This window comes from Mesorhizobium sp. C264A (assembly GCF_040324515.1).
GTDB lineage: Bacteria > Pseudomonadota > Alphaproteobacteria > Rhizobiales > Rhizobiaceae > Mesorhizobium.
The window spans coordinates 1,062,945-1,079,669 of the sequence record NZ_JAMYVY010000002.1; the positions used below are offsets into that span (position 1 = coordinate 1,062,945).

General features: G+C 61.9%; 20 protein-coding genes. 10 read left to right on the forward strand and 10 right to left on the reverse strand.

Translation table 11 applies throughout. From position 1 onward, the window contains the following. Positions 1–31: 31 nt before the first annotated feature. The 5 genes from NKL04_RS24100 to hslV all read right to left on the reverse strand — a co-directional run bounded on the left by NKL04_RS24100 (position 32) and on the right by hslV (position 4,254). Positions 32–988 carry a DUF1402 family protein gene (locus NKL04_RS24100; protein ID WP_023702085.1) on the reverse strand — a complete coding sequence of 319 codons (957 nt, stop codon included), beginning with the start codon at positions 986–988 and terminating at the stop codon, positions 32–34. A 275-nt stretch (positions 989–1,263) separates the two neighbouring features. Further along, positions 1,264–2,577, reverse strand: a complete 1,314-nt coding sequence (hslU, locus tag NKL04_RS24105; protein ID WP_023672325.1) for an ATP-dependent protease ATPase subunit HslU — start codon at positions 2,575–2,577, stop codon at positions 1,264–1,266. 1 nt (position 2,578) lies between these two features. Then, positions 2,579–3,181, reverse strand: a complete 603-nt coding sequence (locus NKL04_RS24110) for a DUF2585 domain-containing protein (RefSeq protein WP_023702084.1) — start codon at positions 3,179–3,181, stop codon at positions 2,579–2,581. A gap of 4 nt (positions 3,182–3,185) precedes the next feature. After that, on the reverse strand, positions 3,186–3,713 hold the full coding sequence (locus tag NKL04_RS24115) for a GNAT family N-acetyltransferase (protein WP_023702083.1): 528 nt from the start codon (positions 3,711–3,713) through the stop codon (positions 3,186–3,188). Beyond that, positions 3,703–4,254, reverse strand: a complete 552-nt coding sequence (gene hslV / locus NKL04_RS24120; protein ID WP_023672322.1) for an ATP-dependent protease subunit HslV — start codon at positions 4,252–4,254, stop codon at positions 3,703–3,705. Before hslV ends, NKL04_RS24115 begins: the two co-directional genes overlap by 11 nt. Positions 4,255–4,491: 237 nt before the next feature. Here hslV and hisB point away from each other — a divergent pair, with 237 nt between their 5' ends. The 9 genes from hisB to coaA all read left to right on the forward strand — a co-directional run bounded on the left by hisB (position 4,492) and on the right by coaA (position 10,314). Further along, the gene (gene hisB, locus NKL04_RS24125) at positions 4,492–5,079 is read left to right on the forward strand and encodes an imidazoleglycerol-phosphate dehydratase HisB (RefSeq protein WP_023702082.1); all 588 of its coding nucleotides are present in this window, start codon (positions 4,492–4,494) and stop codon (positions 5,077–5,079) included. A 4-nt stretch (positions 5,080–5,083) separates the two neighbouring features. Next, positions 5,084–5,560 carry a DUF2628 domain-containing protein gene (locus NKL04_RS24130; RefSeq protein ID WP_023695989.1) on the forward strand — a complete coding sequence of 159 codons (477 nt, stop codon included), beginning with the start codon at positions 5,084–5,086 and terminating at the stop codon, positions 5,558–5,560. 1 nt (position 5,561) lies between these two features. Further along, entirely contained in the window at positions 5,562–6,212 is a 651-nt protein-coding gene (hisH, locus tag NKL04_RS24135) for an imidazole glycerol phosphate synthase subunit HisH (protein ID WP_023681413.1), read from the forward strand. A 1-nt stretch (position 6,213) separates the two neighbouring features. Continuing rightward, entirely contained in the window at positions 6,214–6,504 is a 291-nt protein-coding gene (locus tag NKL04_RS24140; protein ID WP_023672318.1) for a DUF1330 domain-containing protein, read from the forward strand. A gap of 3 nt (positions 6,505–6,507) precedes the next feature. Next, positions 6,508–7,254, forward strand: a complete 747-nt coding sequence (gene hisA, locus NKL04_RS24145) for a 1-(5-phosphoribosyl)-5-[(5-phosphoribosylamino)methylideneamino]imidazole-4-carboxamide isomerase (protein WP_023694622.1) — start codon at positions 6,508–6,510, stop codon at positions 7,252–7,254. Continuing rightward, the gene (locus NKL04_RS24150) at positions 7,251–8,087 is read left to right on the forward strand and encodes an arginase family protein (RefSeq protein WP_023702081.1); all 837 of its coding nucleotides are present in this window, start codon (positions 7,251–7,253) and stop codon (positions 8,085–8,087) included. Before hisA ends, NKL04_RS24150 begins: the two co-directional genes overlap by 4 nt. Continuing rightward, positions 8,084–8,890, forward strand: coding sequence for an imidazole glycerol phosphate synthase subunit HisF (gene hisF / locus NKL04_RS24155; protein WP_023702080.1), 807 nt, complete (start codon positions 8,084–8,086; stop codon positions 8,888–8,890). The genes NKL04_RS24150 and hisF overlap by 4 nt, the downstream gene beginning before the upstream one ends. Before the next feature lie 8 nt (positions 8,891–8,898). After that, positions 8,899–9,222: a phosphoribosyl-ATP diphosphatase gene (locus NKL04_RS24160; RefSeq protein WP_023672314.1), complete on the forward strand. Its 324-nt coding sequence runs from the start codon at positions 8,899–8,901 to the stop codon at positions 9,220–9,222. Between the two features lie 132 nt (positions 9,223–9,354). Then, on the forward strand, positions 9,355–10,314 hold the full coding sequence (gene coaA / locus NKL04_RS24165) for a type I pantothenate kinase (protein ID WP_023672313.1): 960 nt from the start codon (positions 9,355–9,357) through the stop codon (positions 10,312–10,314). Here the strand turns inward: coaA and NKL04_RS24170 are convergent. The 5 genes from NKL04_RS24170 to NKL04_RS24190 all read right to left on the reverse strand — a co-directional run bounded on the left by NKL04_RS24170 (position 10,301) and on the right by NKL04_RS24190 (position 15,595). After that, positions 10,301–11,440 (reverse strand): phosphatase PAP2 family protein, encoded by a 1,140-nt coding sequence (locus tag NKL04_RS24170; protein WP_023694619.1) that lies wholly within the window; start codon positions 11,438–11,440, stop codon positions 10,301–10,303. The two genes, coaA and NKL04_RS24170, sit on opposite strands and share 14 nt — an antisense overlap. A 58-nt stretch (positions 11,441–11,498) precedes the next feature. Next, a complete protein-coding gene (locus NKL04_RS24175) occupies positions 11,499–12,587 on the reverse strand; it encodes a phosphatase PAP2 family protein (protein WP_081725589.1) in 1,089 nt (362 codons plus the stop codon). A 79-nt stretch (positions 12,588–12,666) separates the two neighbouring features. Beyond that, on the reverse strand, positions 12,667–13,305 hold the full coding sequence (locus NKL04_RS24180) for an alpha-ketoglutarate-dependent dioxygenase AlkB (protein WP_023702078.1): 639 nt from the start codon (positions 13,303–13,305) through the stop codon (positions 12,667–12,669). Between the two features lie 158 nt (positions 13,306–13,463). Further along, positions 13,464–13,898: an alternative ribosome rescue aminoacyl-tRNA hydrolase ArfB gene (arfB, locus tag NKL04_RS24185; RefSeq protein ID WP_023672309.1), complete on the reverse strand. Its 435-nt coding sequence runs from the start codon at positions 13,896–13,898 to the stop codon at positions 13,464–13,466. Between the two features lie 86 nt (positions 13,899–13,984). Continuing rightward, a complete protein-coding gene (locus NKL04_RS24190; protein WP_023695997.1) occupies positions 13,985–15,595 on the reverse strand; it encodes a phosphoenolpyruvate carboxykinase in 1,611 nt (536 codons plus the stop codon). Between the two features lie 345 nt (positions 15,596–15,940). Between NKL04_RS24190 and NKL04_RS24195 the strand changes: the two genes are divergently transcribed. Further along, positions 15,941–16,642, forward strand: coding sequence for a response regulator transcription factor (locus tag NKL04_RS24195; protein WP_010912942.1), 702 nt, complete (start codon positions 15,941–15,943; stop codon positions 16,640–16,642). Positions 16,643–16,725 lie beyond the last annotated feature (83 nt).

The window sequence follows — 16,725 nt, forward strand, 5'->3', positions numbered from 1 at the left end:
AAGGGGGAGGTAGACGGCTGAGCTAAGCCCGCTAAAACAGCGCCTTCAGCTCGTCCAGCTTGTCGTTGACCAGCCAGCCGTAATAATTCTCCTCGGGCAGTTTGACCGTCTCACCCGCCGCGCGGCGCTTGTCGTTCTCTGCTTTCAGCGCATAGGCGCGCTGCTCGGGATTGCCGACATTGTAGAGCGTGGCGGTCAGCCCCGGATTGCCTGAGATGTCGAAGCCGGCAATGTTTTTGTAGGCGTCGATCGACTTCCTGATCGTCGCTGCGACGTAGGGCAATGTCAGATCCGGATCCATGATGGTCTTGTAGACCCCATTGGGATCGCCGACATCGAGTTCGGGCAGCCCCGACACCTTGTGCACGAGATCGCTCATCTGCAGCGCGGTCAGCGGGTTGAGCTGGCCGAGGCCAAAGGTCTGGCCGGCATAATAGGGCTGGAAGAAGGTTGCGCCGAAGCGGTCGTTGGGAAAGCTTGTGCCGCCGACGGTCTTGCCGCGGAAGGAGCGGTTCCACACCTGTTCGCGGCATTCCCACAGGTCGTAGCTGTCCGACATCGTGCATTTCTTGAATTCCGGCCGTTGCACGAAATCGGTGATGTCCTCGCCGTCATAGGCGAAGGACAGCTTGCTGGAGAGGTAGGAAATCGCCTTGACGTAGTAGGTCTGCAGCCGGTCGTAGGCGTCGACATTGTAGGTGTGCTCGCCGACGATGGCGCCGACGATGTGCAAAGGATTGATGCCGTAAGCGGCAGAGGCCTTCCTGATCTTGGCGCGCAGTTCGGCGTCGTTCTGAAGCAAGGCGTAGACCTTGCGGTATTTGGCCTGGAAGGTGGTGTTGGTCGCCTGGGTGCGGCGGCTCGAGGCGCCCGGTATGTCAGGCTGCACGGCATTGCGGTTGCCCGCCGGCACCAATGTCGCCGCGTCAGCCGCGAACAGCGTCGCCGCCAGCGTCAAGCCGAGAATGAGCAGGATCAGTTTTTTCATGCGCCGCCGCCTAGAGAATTGCCGCGCAAACTAGGTAAAGCTCCCGGTCGAGTCGAGAGCGCCCTTGCAGCCGGCAAGACGAAAGGTGGCCGCATGATACCATCCGGCCACACACGATGATGTTTGCCGGAAATTGGTGCCTAAGCATCGGCCCAAAAATCGAAACCGATTTTGGAAAGTCCGATGCGTCGATTCAATACTGTTAGAGCGACCTTTGCGCGTCCAAAGGACGCGCGGCGCTCTAATACCGGCGCCGGATGAACCGGCGCCCTCGTTTAAAGGATGAATCGCGACAAATCTGTGTTTCGCGAGAGGTCGCCGACATGCTTTTCCACATAGGCGGCATCGATGGCGACGCTGGTGCCGTTGCGGTCGGGCGCGTCGTAGGAGATCTCGTCCAGCACGCGCTCCATCACCGTCTGCAGGCGTCTCGCTCCGATGTTTTCGACGCTAGCGTTGAGGTCGACAGCGATGCCGGCCAGCGAATCGATGGCATCGTCGGTGAAGGTGAGGTCGACGCCTTCGGTCTTCATCAGCGCGATATACTGCTTGATGAGGCTGGCCTCGGTCTCGGTGAGGATGCGAATGAAATCGTCCTTCTCCAGCGCCCGCAACTCGACACGGATCGGCAGGCGGCCCTGCAATTCCGGCAACAGGTCGGACGGCTTGGAGACATGGAAGGCGCCCGAGGCGATGAACAGTATGTGGTCGGTCTTCAACGGTCCGTATTTGGTCGCCACCGTCGTGCCTTCGATCAGCGGCAGCAGGTCGCGCTGCACGCCTTCGCGCGAGACGCCGGCGCCCATGCCGCCTTCGCGCGAGGCGATCTTGTCGATCTCGTCGAGGAAGACGATGCCGTCATTTTCGGTCGCGTCGAGCGCCCGGCGCACCACCTCGTCCTGGTCGAGCAGCTTGTCGGACTCGTCGTTGACCAACAGCGCGTAGGACTCCTTGACCGTCGTCTTGCGCGCCTTGGTCTTCTTGCCACCCATCGCCTTCGACAGCATGTCGTTGATGTTGAGCACGCCGATATTAGCGCCCGGCATGCCGGGGATCTCGAAGCCGGGCATGCCGCCGGTGCCGGTGTCGGCAACCTCGATCTCGATCTCCTTGTCGTCGAGCTCGCCGTCGCGCAGCTTCTTGCGGAACGAATCGCGGGTCGCCGGGCTCGCCGTCTTGCCGACCAGGGCTTCCAGCACGCGCTCCTCGGCATTGAGGTGCGCGCGCGCCTTCACGTCCTCGCGCATCTTCTCGCGCACCAGGCCGATGGCGATCTCGACCAGGTCGCGGATGATCTGCTCGACATCGCGGCCGACATAGCCGACTTCGGTGAACTTGGTGGCCTCGACCTTGACGAAAGGCGCACCGGCGAGCCGCGCCAGGCGGCGCGAGATCTCGGTCTTGCCGACGCCGGTCGGGCCGATCATCAGGATGTTCTTCGGCATCACCTCTTCGCGCATCTGGCCTTCCAGCTGCTGGCGGCGCCAGCGGTTGCGCAAGGCAATGGCCACGGCGCGCTTGGCGTCCTTCTGGCCGATGATGAAGCGGTCGAGTTCCGAAACGATTTCACGGGGAGAGAAGGTGGTCATATCACTGAATTCCACTTTGCCACTGCTTGATGGACTCGAACGGATGCAGCAGCATGATCACGTTGAGCGTCAGATTGTCCCGGATGAGGTAGCCGACACCCAGTTCGAAGATGAGGGCGAGGCCGACGACCACCCATATAGGTAGCTTTCTGGCCATCACAAACCCCAGCACCATGGCCAGCGTGTCGGACACCGAATTGATGATCGAGTCGCCATAGTAATCCAGCGAAATCGTGCCGGCGCGGTAGCGCTCGATGATGAACGGGCTGTTTTCCAGGAGTTCCCAGCCGCCCTCGATGACAACGGCGAAAGCCAGGCGCAGACCGATTGGCGAGCGCGGGAAGAGGAACCAGGCCAAGGCGTAGAACAGGAAGCCGTGGATGATGTGCGAGAACGTGTACCAGTCGGAAATATGCTGGGAATTCTCCGAACTGTTCACCACACCGTGCCAGAGTTTGACGTAACCGCAGGTGCAGATCGGCGTGCGGCCCATGCCGTAAAGCGCGCCGACCTGGAAGATGAGCAGAGCGAGCACGAGCAGAAGCCCCATGCGCCAGCTGTCTTCGTAGGCCGAGTAATTTTTGGCAGTGCCCGGTGTCGCCATCAACTCATTCCCCTTCTTCCGCGTCGCTCTCTTTGGCACCGACAGCCATCAGCACGACGTCCCCATATCTAGAGTGCCTGCGATCGATAGCCCTGAACCCCGCTTTTTCATAGGCGCGGATGGCGCGGCCATTGTCGGGATGCGGATCGATTATGATGCGCGGCGCGCCTTCCTCGAACAGTTGCTCGACGAATTGCCTGACAATCGCCGAGCCATGACCTTTGCCGACCAGGTCCGGCACGCCGATCGACAGGTCGATGCCGAGCGTGCCAAACGGCTGGTCGGCATAGGGATGGCCGTCTTCCAGATGCGGATCGTAGCTCTGCAGATAGGCGATCGGCCTGCCGTCGAGCTCGACGATCAGCGGCTCTACAGAAATAGAGTCAATGTGCTCCCGGATTTCGGCGATTTCCGTCTCCGGATCGTCCCACCATTCGGCGACATGCGGCTCGGCCAGCCAGCCGGCGATCATCGGCAGGTCTTTTTCGGCAACCGGTCGAAAATCATAGAGCACCGGCGGGTTAGCCGGCATCGAGCGTTTCGACAACAAAGTTGTTGTTGGTGTAGACGCAAATGTCGGAGGCGATCTGCATCGCCTTGCGGGCGATCTCCTCGGCATCCTTGTCGCTATCCATCAGCGCGCGGGCAGCGGCCAGCGCATAGTTGCCGCCGGAACCGATGGCCATGACGCCGAATTCGGGCTCCAGCACGTCGCCGGTGCCGGTGAGCGCCAGCGAAACCGACTTGTCGGCCACCAGCATCATCGCTTCCAGCCGGCGCAGATAACGGTCGGTGCGCCAGTCCTTGGCGAGCTCGACGCAGGCGCGCGTCAACTGGTCCGGATATTGTTCGAGCTTGGCTTCCAGCCGCTCCAGAAGGGTGAAGGCGTCCGCCGTGGCGCCGGCGAAACCGGCAATGACATTGCCGCCCTTGCCGATGCGGCGCACCTTTTTGGCGTTGCCTTTCATGATGGTCTGGCCAAGGCTGACTTGGCCGTCGCCGGCGATCACCACCTTGTTGCCCTTGCGCACCGTCACGATGGTCGTGGCGTGCATGCTCAGTTCATTCGACATTTTTAGCTCCGATTCGCGCGATCCCGATAAGGCGATTGGCGCGCGGTACGAGTGATTTCGATCGGCCATATGTATGCATGGGGCGGGTGATTGCAAACGGCGTCCGCCATGGCCGGTGGCTGTCCGCATCGCAACTGGCAATCGCCGGTTCATGCTGCTAGAAGGCACTCGTTTTCAAGCAAATGACAGCTTGGAACCCCGTCTTGAGTTTCGAACCCCTCAGCCAAGGACAAGGTCATGGCGTCCCGTTCCGCCGAAGTCAGCCGCAAGACCAAGGAAACCGAGATCAGCGTCTCGGTCCATGTCGACGGCACCGGAAAATCCGACATGTCGAGCGGCGTCGGCTTCTTCGACCACATGCTGGACCAGCTGTCGCGCCACTCGCTGATCGACATGACGGTGAAGGCGAAGGGCGACCTGCACATTGACGACCACCACACGGTCGAGGACACCGGCATTGCGATCGGCCAGGCGCTGGGCGAGCGGCGCGGCATCATGCGCTATGCCTCTGTCGACCTTGCCATGGACGAGACGCTGACGCGGGCCGCGATCGACGTGTCGGGCCGTCCGTTCCTGGTCTGGAATGTCGCCTTCTCGTCCCCGAAGATCGGCACGTTCGACACCGAACTGGTGCGTGAATTCTTCCAGGCGCTGGCGCAGAATGCCGGTATCACGCTGCATGTCACCAATCATTATGGCGCCAACAACCACCATATTGCCGAGACCTGCTTCAAGGCGGTGGCGCGCGCGCTGCGTTTCGCACTGGAGCGCGACCCGCGCCAGCCGGAAGCGGTTCCCTCCACCAAGGGATCTCTGAAAGGGTAGGCTGATGGCCATCTATGTCGTGATGGAACCGCCAGGCCGCACCGAGGCGGCCGACGCAACCGTTTTGGTCCGCGACGGTTTTTCCTGGCTGGCTTTCCTGGTGGCGCCGCTGTGGCTCGCCTGGCACCGGCTTTGGATCGAGGCCGCGCTCGCCTTCGTCGCCATGGGGCTCATCTCGGTGCTCGGCCAATGGCTGGGACTGGACTGGGCCGGCTCCGCACTGTCTTTACTGGTCTCGCTCTATATCGGGCTGGAAGGCCAAGGGCTGCGGATCGCAGCGCTGCGCTGCCGCGGCTGGCATGAATGGGGCGTCGTCGAAGCCGACAATCCTGACGATGCCGACATCCGCCAGACACTGGACGCCGAGGCGCTTGCCGACGAGCCGGCGCCGCTGCCGCGCATCGTGCCGGACGCCAGCCTGGCCCGGCCGACGCAGACCGGGCTGACGCTGGGCCTGAGCCATACGCCGGGAAAAGCCTGAGATGCGGGTTGCCATCATCGATTACGGGTCGGGCAATCTGCGCTCGGCCACCAAGGCCTTCGAGCGCGCCGCGCATGAAGCCGGCATTGCCGCTGCCATCGAGCTGACCGCCGACGCCGAGCGGGTGCGCAGCGCCGACCGAATCGTTTTGCCCGGCGTCGGCGCCTATGCCGATTGCGCGGCGGGCCTGCGCGGCGTCGCCGGCATGTGGGAAGCGGTGGAAGAGGTAGCGATCGCCAAGGCGCGGCCGTTCCTCGGCATCTGCGTCGGCATGCAGCTGATGTCGGAGCGCGGCCTGGAAAAGACCGTGACCAAGGGCTTCGGCTGGATTGCCGGCGACGTCAAGGAGATCACGCCCGCCGATCCGGCACTGAAGATCCCGCAAATCGGCTGGAACACCATCGATCTGGAGCGCAAGCACCCGCTGTTTTCGGGTATTGCGACCGGGCCTAAGGGTCTGCACGCCTATTTCGTTCATTCCTACCATCTCGACGCGACAAGGCCGGACGAAGTGCTGGCCGTCGCCGATTATGGCGGCCCGGTAACGGCGGCGGTCGCGCGCGGCAACCTTGCCGGCACGCAATTCCATCCGGAAAAGAGCCAGGCGCTCGGCCTGGCACTGATCACCAACTTCCTGCGCTGGAGGCCTTGAGATGAGCAAGAAGGGCTACTGGATGGCGATGGTCGATGTGACCGATCCGGAAAACTATCCGAAATACATCGCCGCCAACAAAGCGGCGTTCGACAAATACGGCGCGAAATTCCTGACGCGAGGCGGTCAGTCGTCAAGCCCGGAAGGGCCATCCGGCAATCGCCATGTGATCGTCGAGTTCGAAAGCTACGAGGTCGCGCTGGCTTGCTTCCATTCCCCCGAATACCAGGCAGCGCTGAAATTCCGGCGCGCTTATTCGACCTCGCATTTCGCCATTGTGGAAGGGGTCTGAACGGTGATCCTGTTTCCGGCCATCGACCTCAAGGACGGCAAGTGCGTGCGGCTGAAGCACGGCGATATGGCGACCGCGACCATCTACAATGACGACCCTGCGGCCCAGGCCAAGGCCTTCGAAGAGCAAGGGTTTGAATGGCTGCATGTCGTCGACCTCAACGGCGCCTTCAAGGGCCAGAGCGTCAACAGCGCGGCGGTCGGCGCCATCCTCAAGGCGACGAAAAACCCGGTGCAGCTCGGCGGCGGCATCCGCACGCTGGCGCAGATCGAGGACTGGCTCGACCGCGGGCTGGCCCGCGTCATCCTCGGCACGGTGGCGGTGCGCGATCCCGACCTGGTCCGGGAAGCCTGCAAGGAATTTCCTGGAAAGATCGCCGTGGGCATCGACGCCAAGGGCGGCAAGGTGGCGGTCGAAGGCTGGGCCGAGGCTTCCAGCCTCGGCGTCATCGAACTGGCGCGGAAATTCGAAGGCGCCGGCGTTGCCGCCATCATCTACACCGATATCGACCGCGACGGCGTTCTGACCGGCATCAACTGGGATGCCACGATCGATCTCGCCGACGCCGTCTCGATCCCGGTCATCGCCTCGGGCGGGCTGGCTTCGATCGCCGACATCGTGCGCATGACCATGCCCGACGCGAAGAAACTGGAAGGCGCCATCTCCGGCCGCGCGCTCTATGACGGGCGTATCGACCCGGCCGAGGCGCTTGCGGTGCTGCAGGGCAAGGCGATGGAGACCCGGCCGTGAAAATCTCCATCATCCTGGCCTCCTATGACAGCGGCCACTATCACGGCGGCATGGGCCGAGGCCCGGATGCACTCATCGCCGGCGGGCTTGTCGACGCGCTGACGCTCTCCGGGCACGACGTCGTCGTCACCGATATCGGCAGGGTTGGCGACGAACAGCAGCGCGAGATCGCCACCGGCTTTGCCGTGTGCGGTGCCGTCTCCGGCGAGGTCCGCATCGCCATAGACCGCGGCCGGCTTCCCATCGTGCTGGCCGGCAATTGTCTGACATCGGCCGGTGCGGTTGCCGGCGAGGATGCCGATGCGATCATCTGGGCCGACCAGCATGGCGATCTCAACACCCCGGAGACGTCCATCTTCGGCTTTCTCGACGGCATGGCGCTGGCCACGGTTCTCGGCCTGTGCTGGAAGCCGATGGCCTCGGCCATCCCCGGCTTCCGGCCGATCGATCCGGCGCGCTGCGTGCTGGTCAACGCGCGCGATCTCGATCCGGCCGAAACGGAGCTGTTGAAGACGTTGCCGGTCATCCGCACCGAATGCCCGGACTGGGCGACGGCCAGCGGCAGGCTGAAGGCGCCGGATGCGAAGCGGGTGCACCTGCATCTCGATCTCGACGTACACGACCCCGGGGCGCTGCAGGCCAACCGCTACACCACGCCCGGCGGCCCGGAGCCGAAACAGCTGCGCCAGGCTGTCTGCGGCATGGCCGGCCTGCTGCCGATTTCCGGCATCACCATTTCCGCCTACGATCCGGCGTTCGATGCGCAGGCCGAGGTTCCGCCGCTGGTCGGCGAACTGCTAAGCGAGTTGCTGGCGACGATGGAGAAGGGCTGATGCTGAAGGCCCGAGTCATCCCTTGCCTCGACGTCAAGAACGGCCGCGTCGTCAAGGGCGTCAATTTCGTCGACCTCATCGATGCCGGTGATCCGGTCGAGGCGGCCAAAGCCTATGACGCGGCCGGCGCTGACGAGCTTTGCTTTCTCGATATCACCGCGTCGTCCGACAACCGTGAAACCATCTTCGACGTCGTCGCCCGCACCGCCGAACAATGCTTCATGCCGCTGACCGTCGGCGGCGGCGTGCGCCAGGTGGCCGATATTCGCAAACTGTTGCTGGCTGGCGCCGACAAGGTGTCGATCAACACTGCGGCGGTGAAGAACCCCGATTTCGTCGCGGAAGCCGCCGACAAGTTCGGCAACCAGTGTATTGTCGTGGCCATCGACGCCAAGAAGGTGTCGGCGCCGAAAGAGCCCGGCCGCTGGGAGATCTTCACCCATGGCGGCAGTGAAAAGACCGGCATCGATGCGGTCGAGTTTGCGCGAAAAATGGTCGATCGCGGCGCTGGCGAGATCCTGCTGACCTCAATGGACCGCGACGGCACCAAGGCCGGTTACGACATTGCGCTGACCCGCGCGATAGCGGATGCGGTGCGCGCGCCGGTCATCGCGTCGGGCGGCGTCGGCACGCTCGACCATCTGGTCGAGGGCATTCGCGACGGCCACGCCGGCGCCGTGCTCGCGGCCTCGATCTTCCATTTCGGCACTTACACGATTGCGGAAGCCAAGGCGCATATGGCCGAGGCCGGGCTACCGATGCGGCTGGACTACCCGGTTCAATCCACTCCACAAAGGCTGTAGGCTGCGCCATGGCTGAATTTTCGCTGTCCGATCTGGAAACGATCATTGGCGAACGCGCCCGTTCCGGCGACCCGGACTCGTGGACGGCAAAACTGTTCGCCAAAGGCATCGACAAGGCGGCGCAGAAGCTTGGTGAAGAGGCAGTCGAGACCGTCATTGCCGCCGTCAAGGGCGACAAAAATGCCCTCGTTTCCGAAAGTGCCGATCTCATATATCATTGGCTCGTCGTGCTTGGCATGGCCGGCGTTTCGCTGGGCGAGGTGCTGAAGGAGCTTGAGGGCCGTACCGGCCGTTCGGGCGTCACTGAAAAGGCATCCCGGCCGAAAGGCTGACCGCGAGAGCCGGATGATTTCGGGCCGAGGCCTTAAATCTGAATCCGTCTCTAAATTGATAGAGGGAGCATGATGTCGCCCGAAAACCGCTTCACACTTTTCGGCCTCATGCTCTAGAGGGCAGGAAACTCGATGGACCAGCTCGCTCCGACCGAGAAATATTCCCCCTATCGTTTCTTCTCGGCCGAGCAATGGTCGAACTTCCGCGCCGACACGCCGATGACGCTGGGCGAAGACGAGATCAACCGTCTGCGCTCACTGAACGATCCGGTCGACCTGGAAGAAGTCAAGCGCATCTATCTGTCGCTCTCGCGGCTGCTTTCGGCGCATGTCGAGGCCAGCCAGTTGCTGTTTCGCCAGCGCCAGGCCTTCTTCAACGCGCTGGATGTGGTCAAGACACCGTTCATCATCGGCATTGCCGGTTCGGTTGCGGTCGGCAAATCGACCACGGCGCGCGTGCTGAAGGAGCTTCTGGCGCGCTGGCCGTCGAGCCCCAAGGTCGATCTCATCACCACCGACGGGTTCCTGCTGCCCAACAAGGTGTTGCGACGCGACAATCTGATGGAGCGCAAGGGCTTTCCCGACAGCTACGATGTCGGTGCGCTGCTGCGTTTCCTCTCGGGCATCAAGTCGGCCCAGCGCAATGTCCGCGCGCCCGTCTATTCGCATTTGACCTATGACGTCATTCCCGGCGAGTTCGTCACCATCGACCGGCCAGACATTCTGATCTTCGAAGGCATCAACGTTCTGCAACCCGGCAAATTGCCGAAGGACGGCAAGATAGTGCCGTTCCTGTCGGATTTCTTCGATTTCGCCATTTATATCGACGCCGACGAAAAGCTGATCCACCAATGGTACATCGCCCGCTTCATGCGCCTGCGCGAGACGGCCTTCCGCAATCCGGACTCCTTCTTCCACCGCTATTCGCAGCTTTCGGAAGACGCCGCGCGCGCCATTGCGGAAGGCTTGTGGGCCAACATCAACCTGAAAAACCTGCGCGAGAACATCGTGCCGACACGAGCGCGGGCCGACCTCATCCTGCGCAAGGGCGCCAATCATCTGGTCGAGGAAGTGGCGCTCAGGAAACTGTGACCGCCGCCTCCGGGCTGGTCGCGATATCGGCCGATTGCGTATCCTGCGCCGGTCGCCGGACATAGCGCCGGTCGGCCGGGACGAGTTTGCGCGCCGCGACATAGACAATCACCGAGACAGCAGCTGCGGCATAGCCGTCGATTGCATAGTGCCACGCCAGATAAACCGAGCTGACGGCAACAAAGGCCACATAGACAAACGCTACAGCGCCGAGACGGCGATTGTACTCCCATGCAAAAAGTGCGTTGAGCATCGCCAAGCCGACATGCACGCTGGGAAAGGCCGAAATGCCTGACGCGAAACCGGTCTGCCTGGCCTCATGAAGCCTCCACAAATATTGCTGGTAGGAAACAGCGGAATTGGAGGATTCGGCGCCGCGGGCCAAGAATGCGAGCTGTTCGCCAAACCGCGCCGTGTCGCCCGTGACCATCCCGTAAAACGCCGGACCAGCCGACAGGAACAGTCCAGCCAATATGTTGCCGACGACGATCCAAACCACCATGAAGCAGATGACATAGCGCGTTCGAACCGACGCCGTCCGGGGCGATGTCGCGACGAAGAACAAGGCGCCAAAATTGAGGACAAACCAGAATACGTTGTAATTCCACTCGATGGCAGCCCGCACGAAATCGTTTTTGGCCACCAGATAGAGCCAGCGCCACGGATCGGCGCCGAAATGCAGGAACGCATCGATGTCGGCATGCAGCACGTCAAATGGAAAGCCGTCCTGCCAGACCGGCATTCCGTTCTTCACCGAGGTGAATGTGCCTTGAAAGATCATGAGCGCCATGAGGAGGCATAGACCCGAGAGCGAATATGCCAGCCGCGATGTCGAGAACACATATTTCGCCGCCAGACGGCGCCTGATGTCGGTGCGATGTATAAGCAGGCTTATGTCAACAATAATGGCGAAGGTCGGCAGCATCAGGCCGTTCAACAATATCCACCGCCCGAAATATATCGAATACGCGCTGCGGTCGGCCGCGCCTATTGCATACAGAAAAACCAGTCCGGCCAATGTGTAGACGACGATGAACAGATAAACGCCTGAATCCCGGCGAATCAGCGGGATCGCTTGTTTGATGACTGCCCACAACTGACGGAAAACCACACTGCTCTTTGTCATTGTCCCGAGCCGACGTTGCAATGCCCGGGCACTTTATAAGGAAAATCTGTAGAATCGGTTAGTGCTGTGCGAGGACGCGCTCGCTCAAGAAAGCGTCGTCATTCGCCAGCCCCAATTTGCCACAGCCCCACCAGATGGCGAGCGCCGCGGCAATGCCGACAATTCCGTCCACGGCATAGTGCCACCCGAGGTGAATCGAGCCGAAGAACAACAAGACGCCAAAGGCCAGCATGGCGTGACCGAACCTGCGATCAATTGAGTACGCGACAGCCACAAACAGCGCCGCCTGCGCGTTGTGCATGCTGGGCATGGCCGAAATGCCACCGGGCAAATCGACACGGCCAGTATAGACCTCCCAAAGAAAATCCTGTGTCAAGGATGACGACAGCGGATAGATCGAGGCAACCTCGTCGAGATAGCGCATCAGATCGGCATATGGCGAGGGTGCGCCCGGCACCATTTCCGCAAAGTAACAAGGTCCTGCCGAGGAGAACAACGTTGCTATGACCAGGCCGATCAGGATCCACGAAATGACCGTCGCCCGCCAGTAGCGAAGGCGGATCCGCTCAGGCACGCGCGGACTGACAAGCAACCCCACCCAGAACAAGAACACCAGCAGCATCCACAGAGTGTACACTATGTCCAACAGGCGAGTTACCCAAGGCATGCCGACGACCGGCTGAATGATTTGCCACGCCTGATTCCCACCCAGGAGATTTGCATCCCAGTGGGAGAAAGTTTCGTCCCACTGGAAGGGGGCGACAATCGGAATCATCATTTTGTTGTAGAGGAATGCCGCCATGAAGAGAGCCAACACGACGCTAGCGCAGAAACCCCGCGCAAGGGTATTCGACATGCCTCCGAGGGAAGCGACCGCGATGCTGACTGGTGACCCATGGCGACCCTGAACGAGCGCGCAGGAACCAACCACGGCAACAAGGATAGAGCCCAGCAAAGGCAAAAAGCGCACAATTCGACCGGTATATTCAACAATATGGGGCAGGATCGAATCGCCCCTGATTGTCGCGATGAGAAAGGTCAACACGACAAATGCGAAGATCATTGCACTGCGGCGGCCCTCACGCGCGAGCCATGCGGGAAACCGGTCCACATGCGAAGGACTTTGCACGATTTCAGAGGAAGCCATAGGAACGGCCCCAATCTTTTTGAGAACATTCCTTTGTGTCGCACCTATACTTTAACAAACAGTAAGTCGAAGAATACCTCTACTGCTCCAGGGTACGGTTGACCCGCCGCAGCGTCAGATTGATCCGGCCGCCATTTTTCAGCAGCGCCGAGGTCGACGGATAGATGCGGCCGACGCCGTGGAAGCAGAGCCGGCCTTCGCCGCCGAGCACGACGACGTCGCCGCTTTTCAGGCGGAACGATTTGGTACCGCCGTCGCGTGTGGCCCCCCTGCCCGTCACTTGGCCGACCCGGAACAGGCAATCGTCGCCAAGTGACACCGAGACCACTGGGGCCGAGAAATCGGCTTCGTCGCGATCCTGGTGCAGACCCATTTTGGCGTCCTGCGTATAGAAATTGACCAGGCAGGCCTCCGGCGGATTCGGATAGGCGGCGACCTCCCGCCACAATTGCAGCAGCGCGTCCGGGATCGGCGGCCATGGCTCTCCGGTGAGTGGGTGCGTTGGCTGGTAGCGATAGCCCAACTCCTTGTCAGTGACCCAGCCGAGCGTGCCGCAATTGGTCATGCGCACGCTCATCTCCTTGCCGGTCCGCGGCATCGCCGGCACGTACAGCGGCGCCCGCTGTACAATGGTCCTCACCTCTTCGACCAGCGCTTCCTGCGCCGCGCGGGACAGATAACCAGGCATGTGGCGGACGCCTTTGGGCAGAACGAGCATGACTTCGCCTCCGGTTGATACTGAAACCATGCCACCGCCAATCAGAAACGGCGACCCGAAAGCCACCGTTGTCGGCCTCCCTTTCTGTGGCAATGGTGAAACCTTGTGGCTGCGGTTCCGAAGGGGAGGCCGCTTTATGCACGCAGTCGGCGCGGTCCTTAGTCGTTCTCTACCCGGCCGCGCAGCTTTTTGATCGTGCCGCGCCCTGCCTTGCTTTGCAGCCGCCGCTCCACCGAGCCTTTCGACGGCCTGGTCTTCTTGCGCGGCGGCGGCGGCGGTTCCGCGGCCTTGGCGACCAGCGCCGTCAGCCTTGCCCGGGCATCGGCCCGGTTCTGCTCCTGGGTGCGGAAGCGGCCGGCCTCGATGACGATGACGCCGTCCTTGGTGGCGCGCTGGCCGGCGAGCTTGATCGTGCGCGCGCGCACGCGTTCGGACAGGCCAGCCGCATTGGCGGCGTCGAAGCGCAACTGGACCGCGGTCGCCACCTTGTTGACGTTCTGGCCGCCGGGACCCGACGAGCGGATGAAATCCTCGTGCAGGTCGCCCGGGTGGATTACGGCCTCGTCTGATATGATGATGTCGTCGATAGGCATACCGCAGTCATGGCGCGGCGGACCAAAAAAGAAAAGGCCCGATCGAGATCGCGCCTTTCAAGGATGCTTCGGTGAAGACGCCTCGACTATTCCGCAGCTTCCTGCAGGCGAGGTGCTGCGCCGAGCACGACGGCATCGACATGGCTCTCGAATTTCTCGAAGTTGACGGCGAACATGCCGACCAATCGCGCTGCCTGCCGGTCATAGGCTGCCTTGTCGGCCCAGGTCGAACGCGGGTCGAGAATGGCGCTGTCGACGCCAGGCACAGCAACCGGCACCTCGAAGCCGAAATTGGCGTCGGTGCGGAAACCGGACGCCTTCAACGAACCGTCAAGCGCTGCGGCCAGCAAGGCGCGCGTCGCCTTGATCGGCATGCGCTTGCCGGTGCCGTAGGCGCCGCCGGTCCAGCCGGTGTTGACCAGCCAGCAATCGGCGCCGTGGCGGGCGATCAGCTCGCGCAGCAGATTGCCGTATTCCTTGGGGTGGCGCGGCATGAACGGGGCGCCGAAGCAGGTCGAGAAAGTCGCTTCCGGCTCGGTAACGCCCTTCTCGGTGCCGGCCACCTTGGCGGTGTAGCCGGAGAGGAAGTGGTACATCGCCTGCGCCGGGGTCAGCCGGGCGATCGGCGGCATGATGCCGAAGGCATCGGCGGTCAGCATGATGATGTTTTTCGGGTGGCTGGCCCGTCCGCTCTTCGAGGCATTGGGGATGAAATCCAGCGGATAGGCGCAGCGCGTGTTTTCGGTGAGCCGGCCGTCGTTGAAGTCCGGCACGCGGTCGGCGTTGAGCACGACATTTTCCAGCACCGTGCCGAAACGCTGCGTGGTGGCGAAAATCTCCGGCTCGGCCTCGGCCGACAGCCGGATCGTCTTGGCGTAGCAGCCGCCTTCGAAGTTGAAGATGCCGTGCGGTCCCCAGCCGTGCTCGTCGTCGCCGATGAGCGTACGTGACGGATCGGCCGACAGCGTCGTCTTGCCCGTCCCGGAAAGCCCGAAGAAGATCGCTGCGTCGCCGCCCGGGCCCTCATTGGCCGAGCAGTGCATCGGCATGACGCCCTTTTCCGGCAGCAGATAGTTGAGCATGGTGAACACCGATTTCTTCATCTCGCCGGCATAGGAAGTGCCGCCGATGAGCACGATCTTGCGGGTGAGATCGACCGCAATCACCGTTTCGGTGCGGCTGCCGTGGCGGGCCGGATCGGCGCGGAAGGACGGCAGGTCGATGATCGTCATCTCCGGCACGAAATCCTCAAGCTCGGCGGCCTGCGGGCGGATCAAAAGATTGCGGATGAACAGCGAGTGCCAGGCGAATTCGGTGATGACCCGCGTCGGCAGCTTCAGCTCGGCATCGGCGCCGCCGACGAGGTCCTGCACATAGAGATCGCTATTCGCGGCGTGGACAAGGAAATCGGCGAGCAGCATTTCGAACTGCCCCGCCGAAATCGCCTTGTTGTTGTCCCACCAGACATGGGGCTCGGTGGCGCCATCGCGGACGACAAACTTGTCCTTGGGCGAGCGGCCAGTGTGCTGGCCGGTCTCGGCAAGCAGCGCGCCGCCGGCGGTCAACCGGGCCTCGCCACGACGGATCGCTGCCTCATAAAGGGCGGCCGCACCAAAATTATAATGCACCGTGCCGGTGGTTTTCAGGCCGATACGATCGATCGCGCAAGCAGAATTGCGTTTGCCGACTTCCGACATCAAGGGTCCCTTCTTCTGGATTCGCCGCACTTTGCCGGCGCGTTTCCGGCGAGCCCGCGTTAGGGGCTGAGACGGTGAGAACCAGAAAACTCGAATGATATCAAATCATTAATCGATTTAAAAATTTTGAAAGTTGTTTAAATCGTTTATATGTGCAAAAATCACGGTGGTTGCCCAAAGGATTGGCACACAGTGTTCGTCCAACCCGTGTAGAGGTTCCGATGGGGCCGCCGGCAAGCCGTCCGCGACAGCGGGTGGAGCCTGTGCCACATTTTGTACCTAATTTGTCCTGCAAAAGCCCCTTCTCTAACACAGAAGGGACAGCTCATGAGGGAGCCGCTTGAAATGGCAACAATCGCGCTTGTCGATGACGACCGCAACATTCTGACATCGGTGTCGATCGCCCTCGAGTCCGAGGGGTATCGCGTCGAGACCTACACGGATGGTGCGTCGGCGCTGGAAGGCCTGGCGGCGCGGCCGCCGAATCTCGCCATCCTCGACATCAAGATGCCGCGCATGGACGGCATGGAGCTGTTGCGCCGGATGCGGCAGAAGTCCGACCTGCCGGTGATCTTCCTGACCTCGAAGGACGATGAGATCGATGAGCTTTTCGGCCTCAAGATGGGCGCCGATGATTTCATCCGCAAACCGTTCTCGCAGCGCCTGCTGGTCGAGCGGGTGCGCGCCGTGCTGCGCCGCGCCAGCGCCCGCGAAGCTGCGGCAAAGGCGCCCAGCCAGCAGGCCCGTTCGCTGGAACGCGGGCAGCTGGTCATGGACCAGGAACGCCATACCTGCACCTGGAAGGGCGAGCCGGTGACGCTGACGGTCACCGAATTTCTCATCCTGCACTCGTTGGCGCAGCGCCCCGGCGTGGTAAAAAGCCGTGATGCGCTGATGGATTCGGCCTATGATGAGCAGGTCTATGTCGACGACCGCACCATCGACAGCCACATCAAGCGGCTGCGCAAGAAGTTCAAGGCCGTCGATGACGACTTCGAAATGATCGAAACCCTTTACGGAGTCGGATACCGGTTCCGCGAAGCTTGAGTTGATGCATGTCGCCCAAAAGTGGTCGTGGTTTTTGGGACGACGACATGCATAAAACCAAAGACTAGGCGGGAGCTGCTATT

Bases quoted from the DNA above. Each gene is read 5' to 3' on its own strand.
- NKL04_RS24190 (WP_023695997.1), bottom strand. From the start codon at position 15,595: ATGTCGGAAGTCGGCAAACGCAATTCTGCTTGCGCGATCGATCGTATC.
- coaA (WP_023672313.1), top strand. From the start codon at position 9,355: ATGGACCAGCTCGCTCCGACCGAGAAATATTCCCCCTATCGTTTCTTC.
- NKL04_RS24170 (WP_023694619.1), bottom strand. From the start codon at position 11,440: ATGACAAAGAGCAGTGTGGTTTTCCGTCAGTTGTGGGCAGTCATCAAA.
- hslV (WP_023672322.1), bottom strand. From the start codon at position 4,254: ATGTCGAATGAACTGAGCATGCACGCCACGACCATCGTGACGGTGCGC.
- NKL04_RS24180 (WP_023702078.1), bottom strand. From the start codon at position 13,305: ATGCTCGTTCTGCCCAAAGGCGTCCGCCACATGCCTGGTTATCTGTCC.
- NKL04_RS24195 (WP_010912942.1), top strand. From the start codon at position 15,941: ATGGCAACAATCGCGCTTGTCGATGACGACCGCAACATTCTGACATCG.
- NKL04_RS24160 (WP_023672314.1), top strand. From the start codon at position 8,899: ATGGCTGAATTTTCGCTGTCCGATCTGGAAACGATCATTGGCGAACGC.
- hisH (WP_023681413.1), top strand. From the start codon at position 5,562: ATGCGGGTTGCCATCATCGATTACGGGTCGGGCAATCTGCGCTCGGCC.
- NKL04_RS24110 (WP_023702084.1), bottom strand. From the start codon at position 3,181: ATGGCGACACCGGGCACTGCCAAAAATTACTCGGCCTACGAAGACAGC.
- arfB (WP_023672309.1), bottom strand. From the start codon at position 13,898: ATGCCTATCGACGACATCATCATATCAGACGAGGCCGTAATCCACCCG.
- hisB (WP_023702082.1), top strand. From the start codon at position 4,492: ATGGCGTCCCGTTCCGCCGAAGTCAGCCGCAAGACCAAGGAAACCGAG.
- NKL04_RS24140 (WP_023672318.1), top strand. From the start codon at position 6,214: ATGAGCAAGAAGGGCTACTGGATGGCGATGGTCGATGTGACCGATCCG.
- NKL04_RS24115 (WP_023702083.1), bottom strand. From the start codon at position 3,713: ATGCCGGCTAACCCGCCGGTGCTCTATGATTTTCGACCGGTTGCCGAA.
- NKL04_RS24130 (WP_023695989.1), top strand. From the start codon at position 5,084: ATGGCCATCTATGTCGTGATGGAACCGCCAGGCCGCACCGAGGCGGCC.
- NKL04_RS24175 (WP_081725589.1), bottom strand. From the start codon at position 12,587: ATGGCTTCCTCTGAAATCGTGCAAAGTCCTTCGCATGTGGACCGGTTT.
- NKL04_RS24100 (WP_023702085.1), bottom strand. From the start codon at position 988: ATGAAAAAACTGATCCTGCTCATTCTCGGCTTGACGCTGGCGGCGACG.
- hslU (WP_023672325.1), bottom strand. From the start codon at position 2,577: ATGACCACCTTCTCTCCCCGTGAAATCGTTTCGGAACTCGACCGCTTC.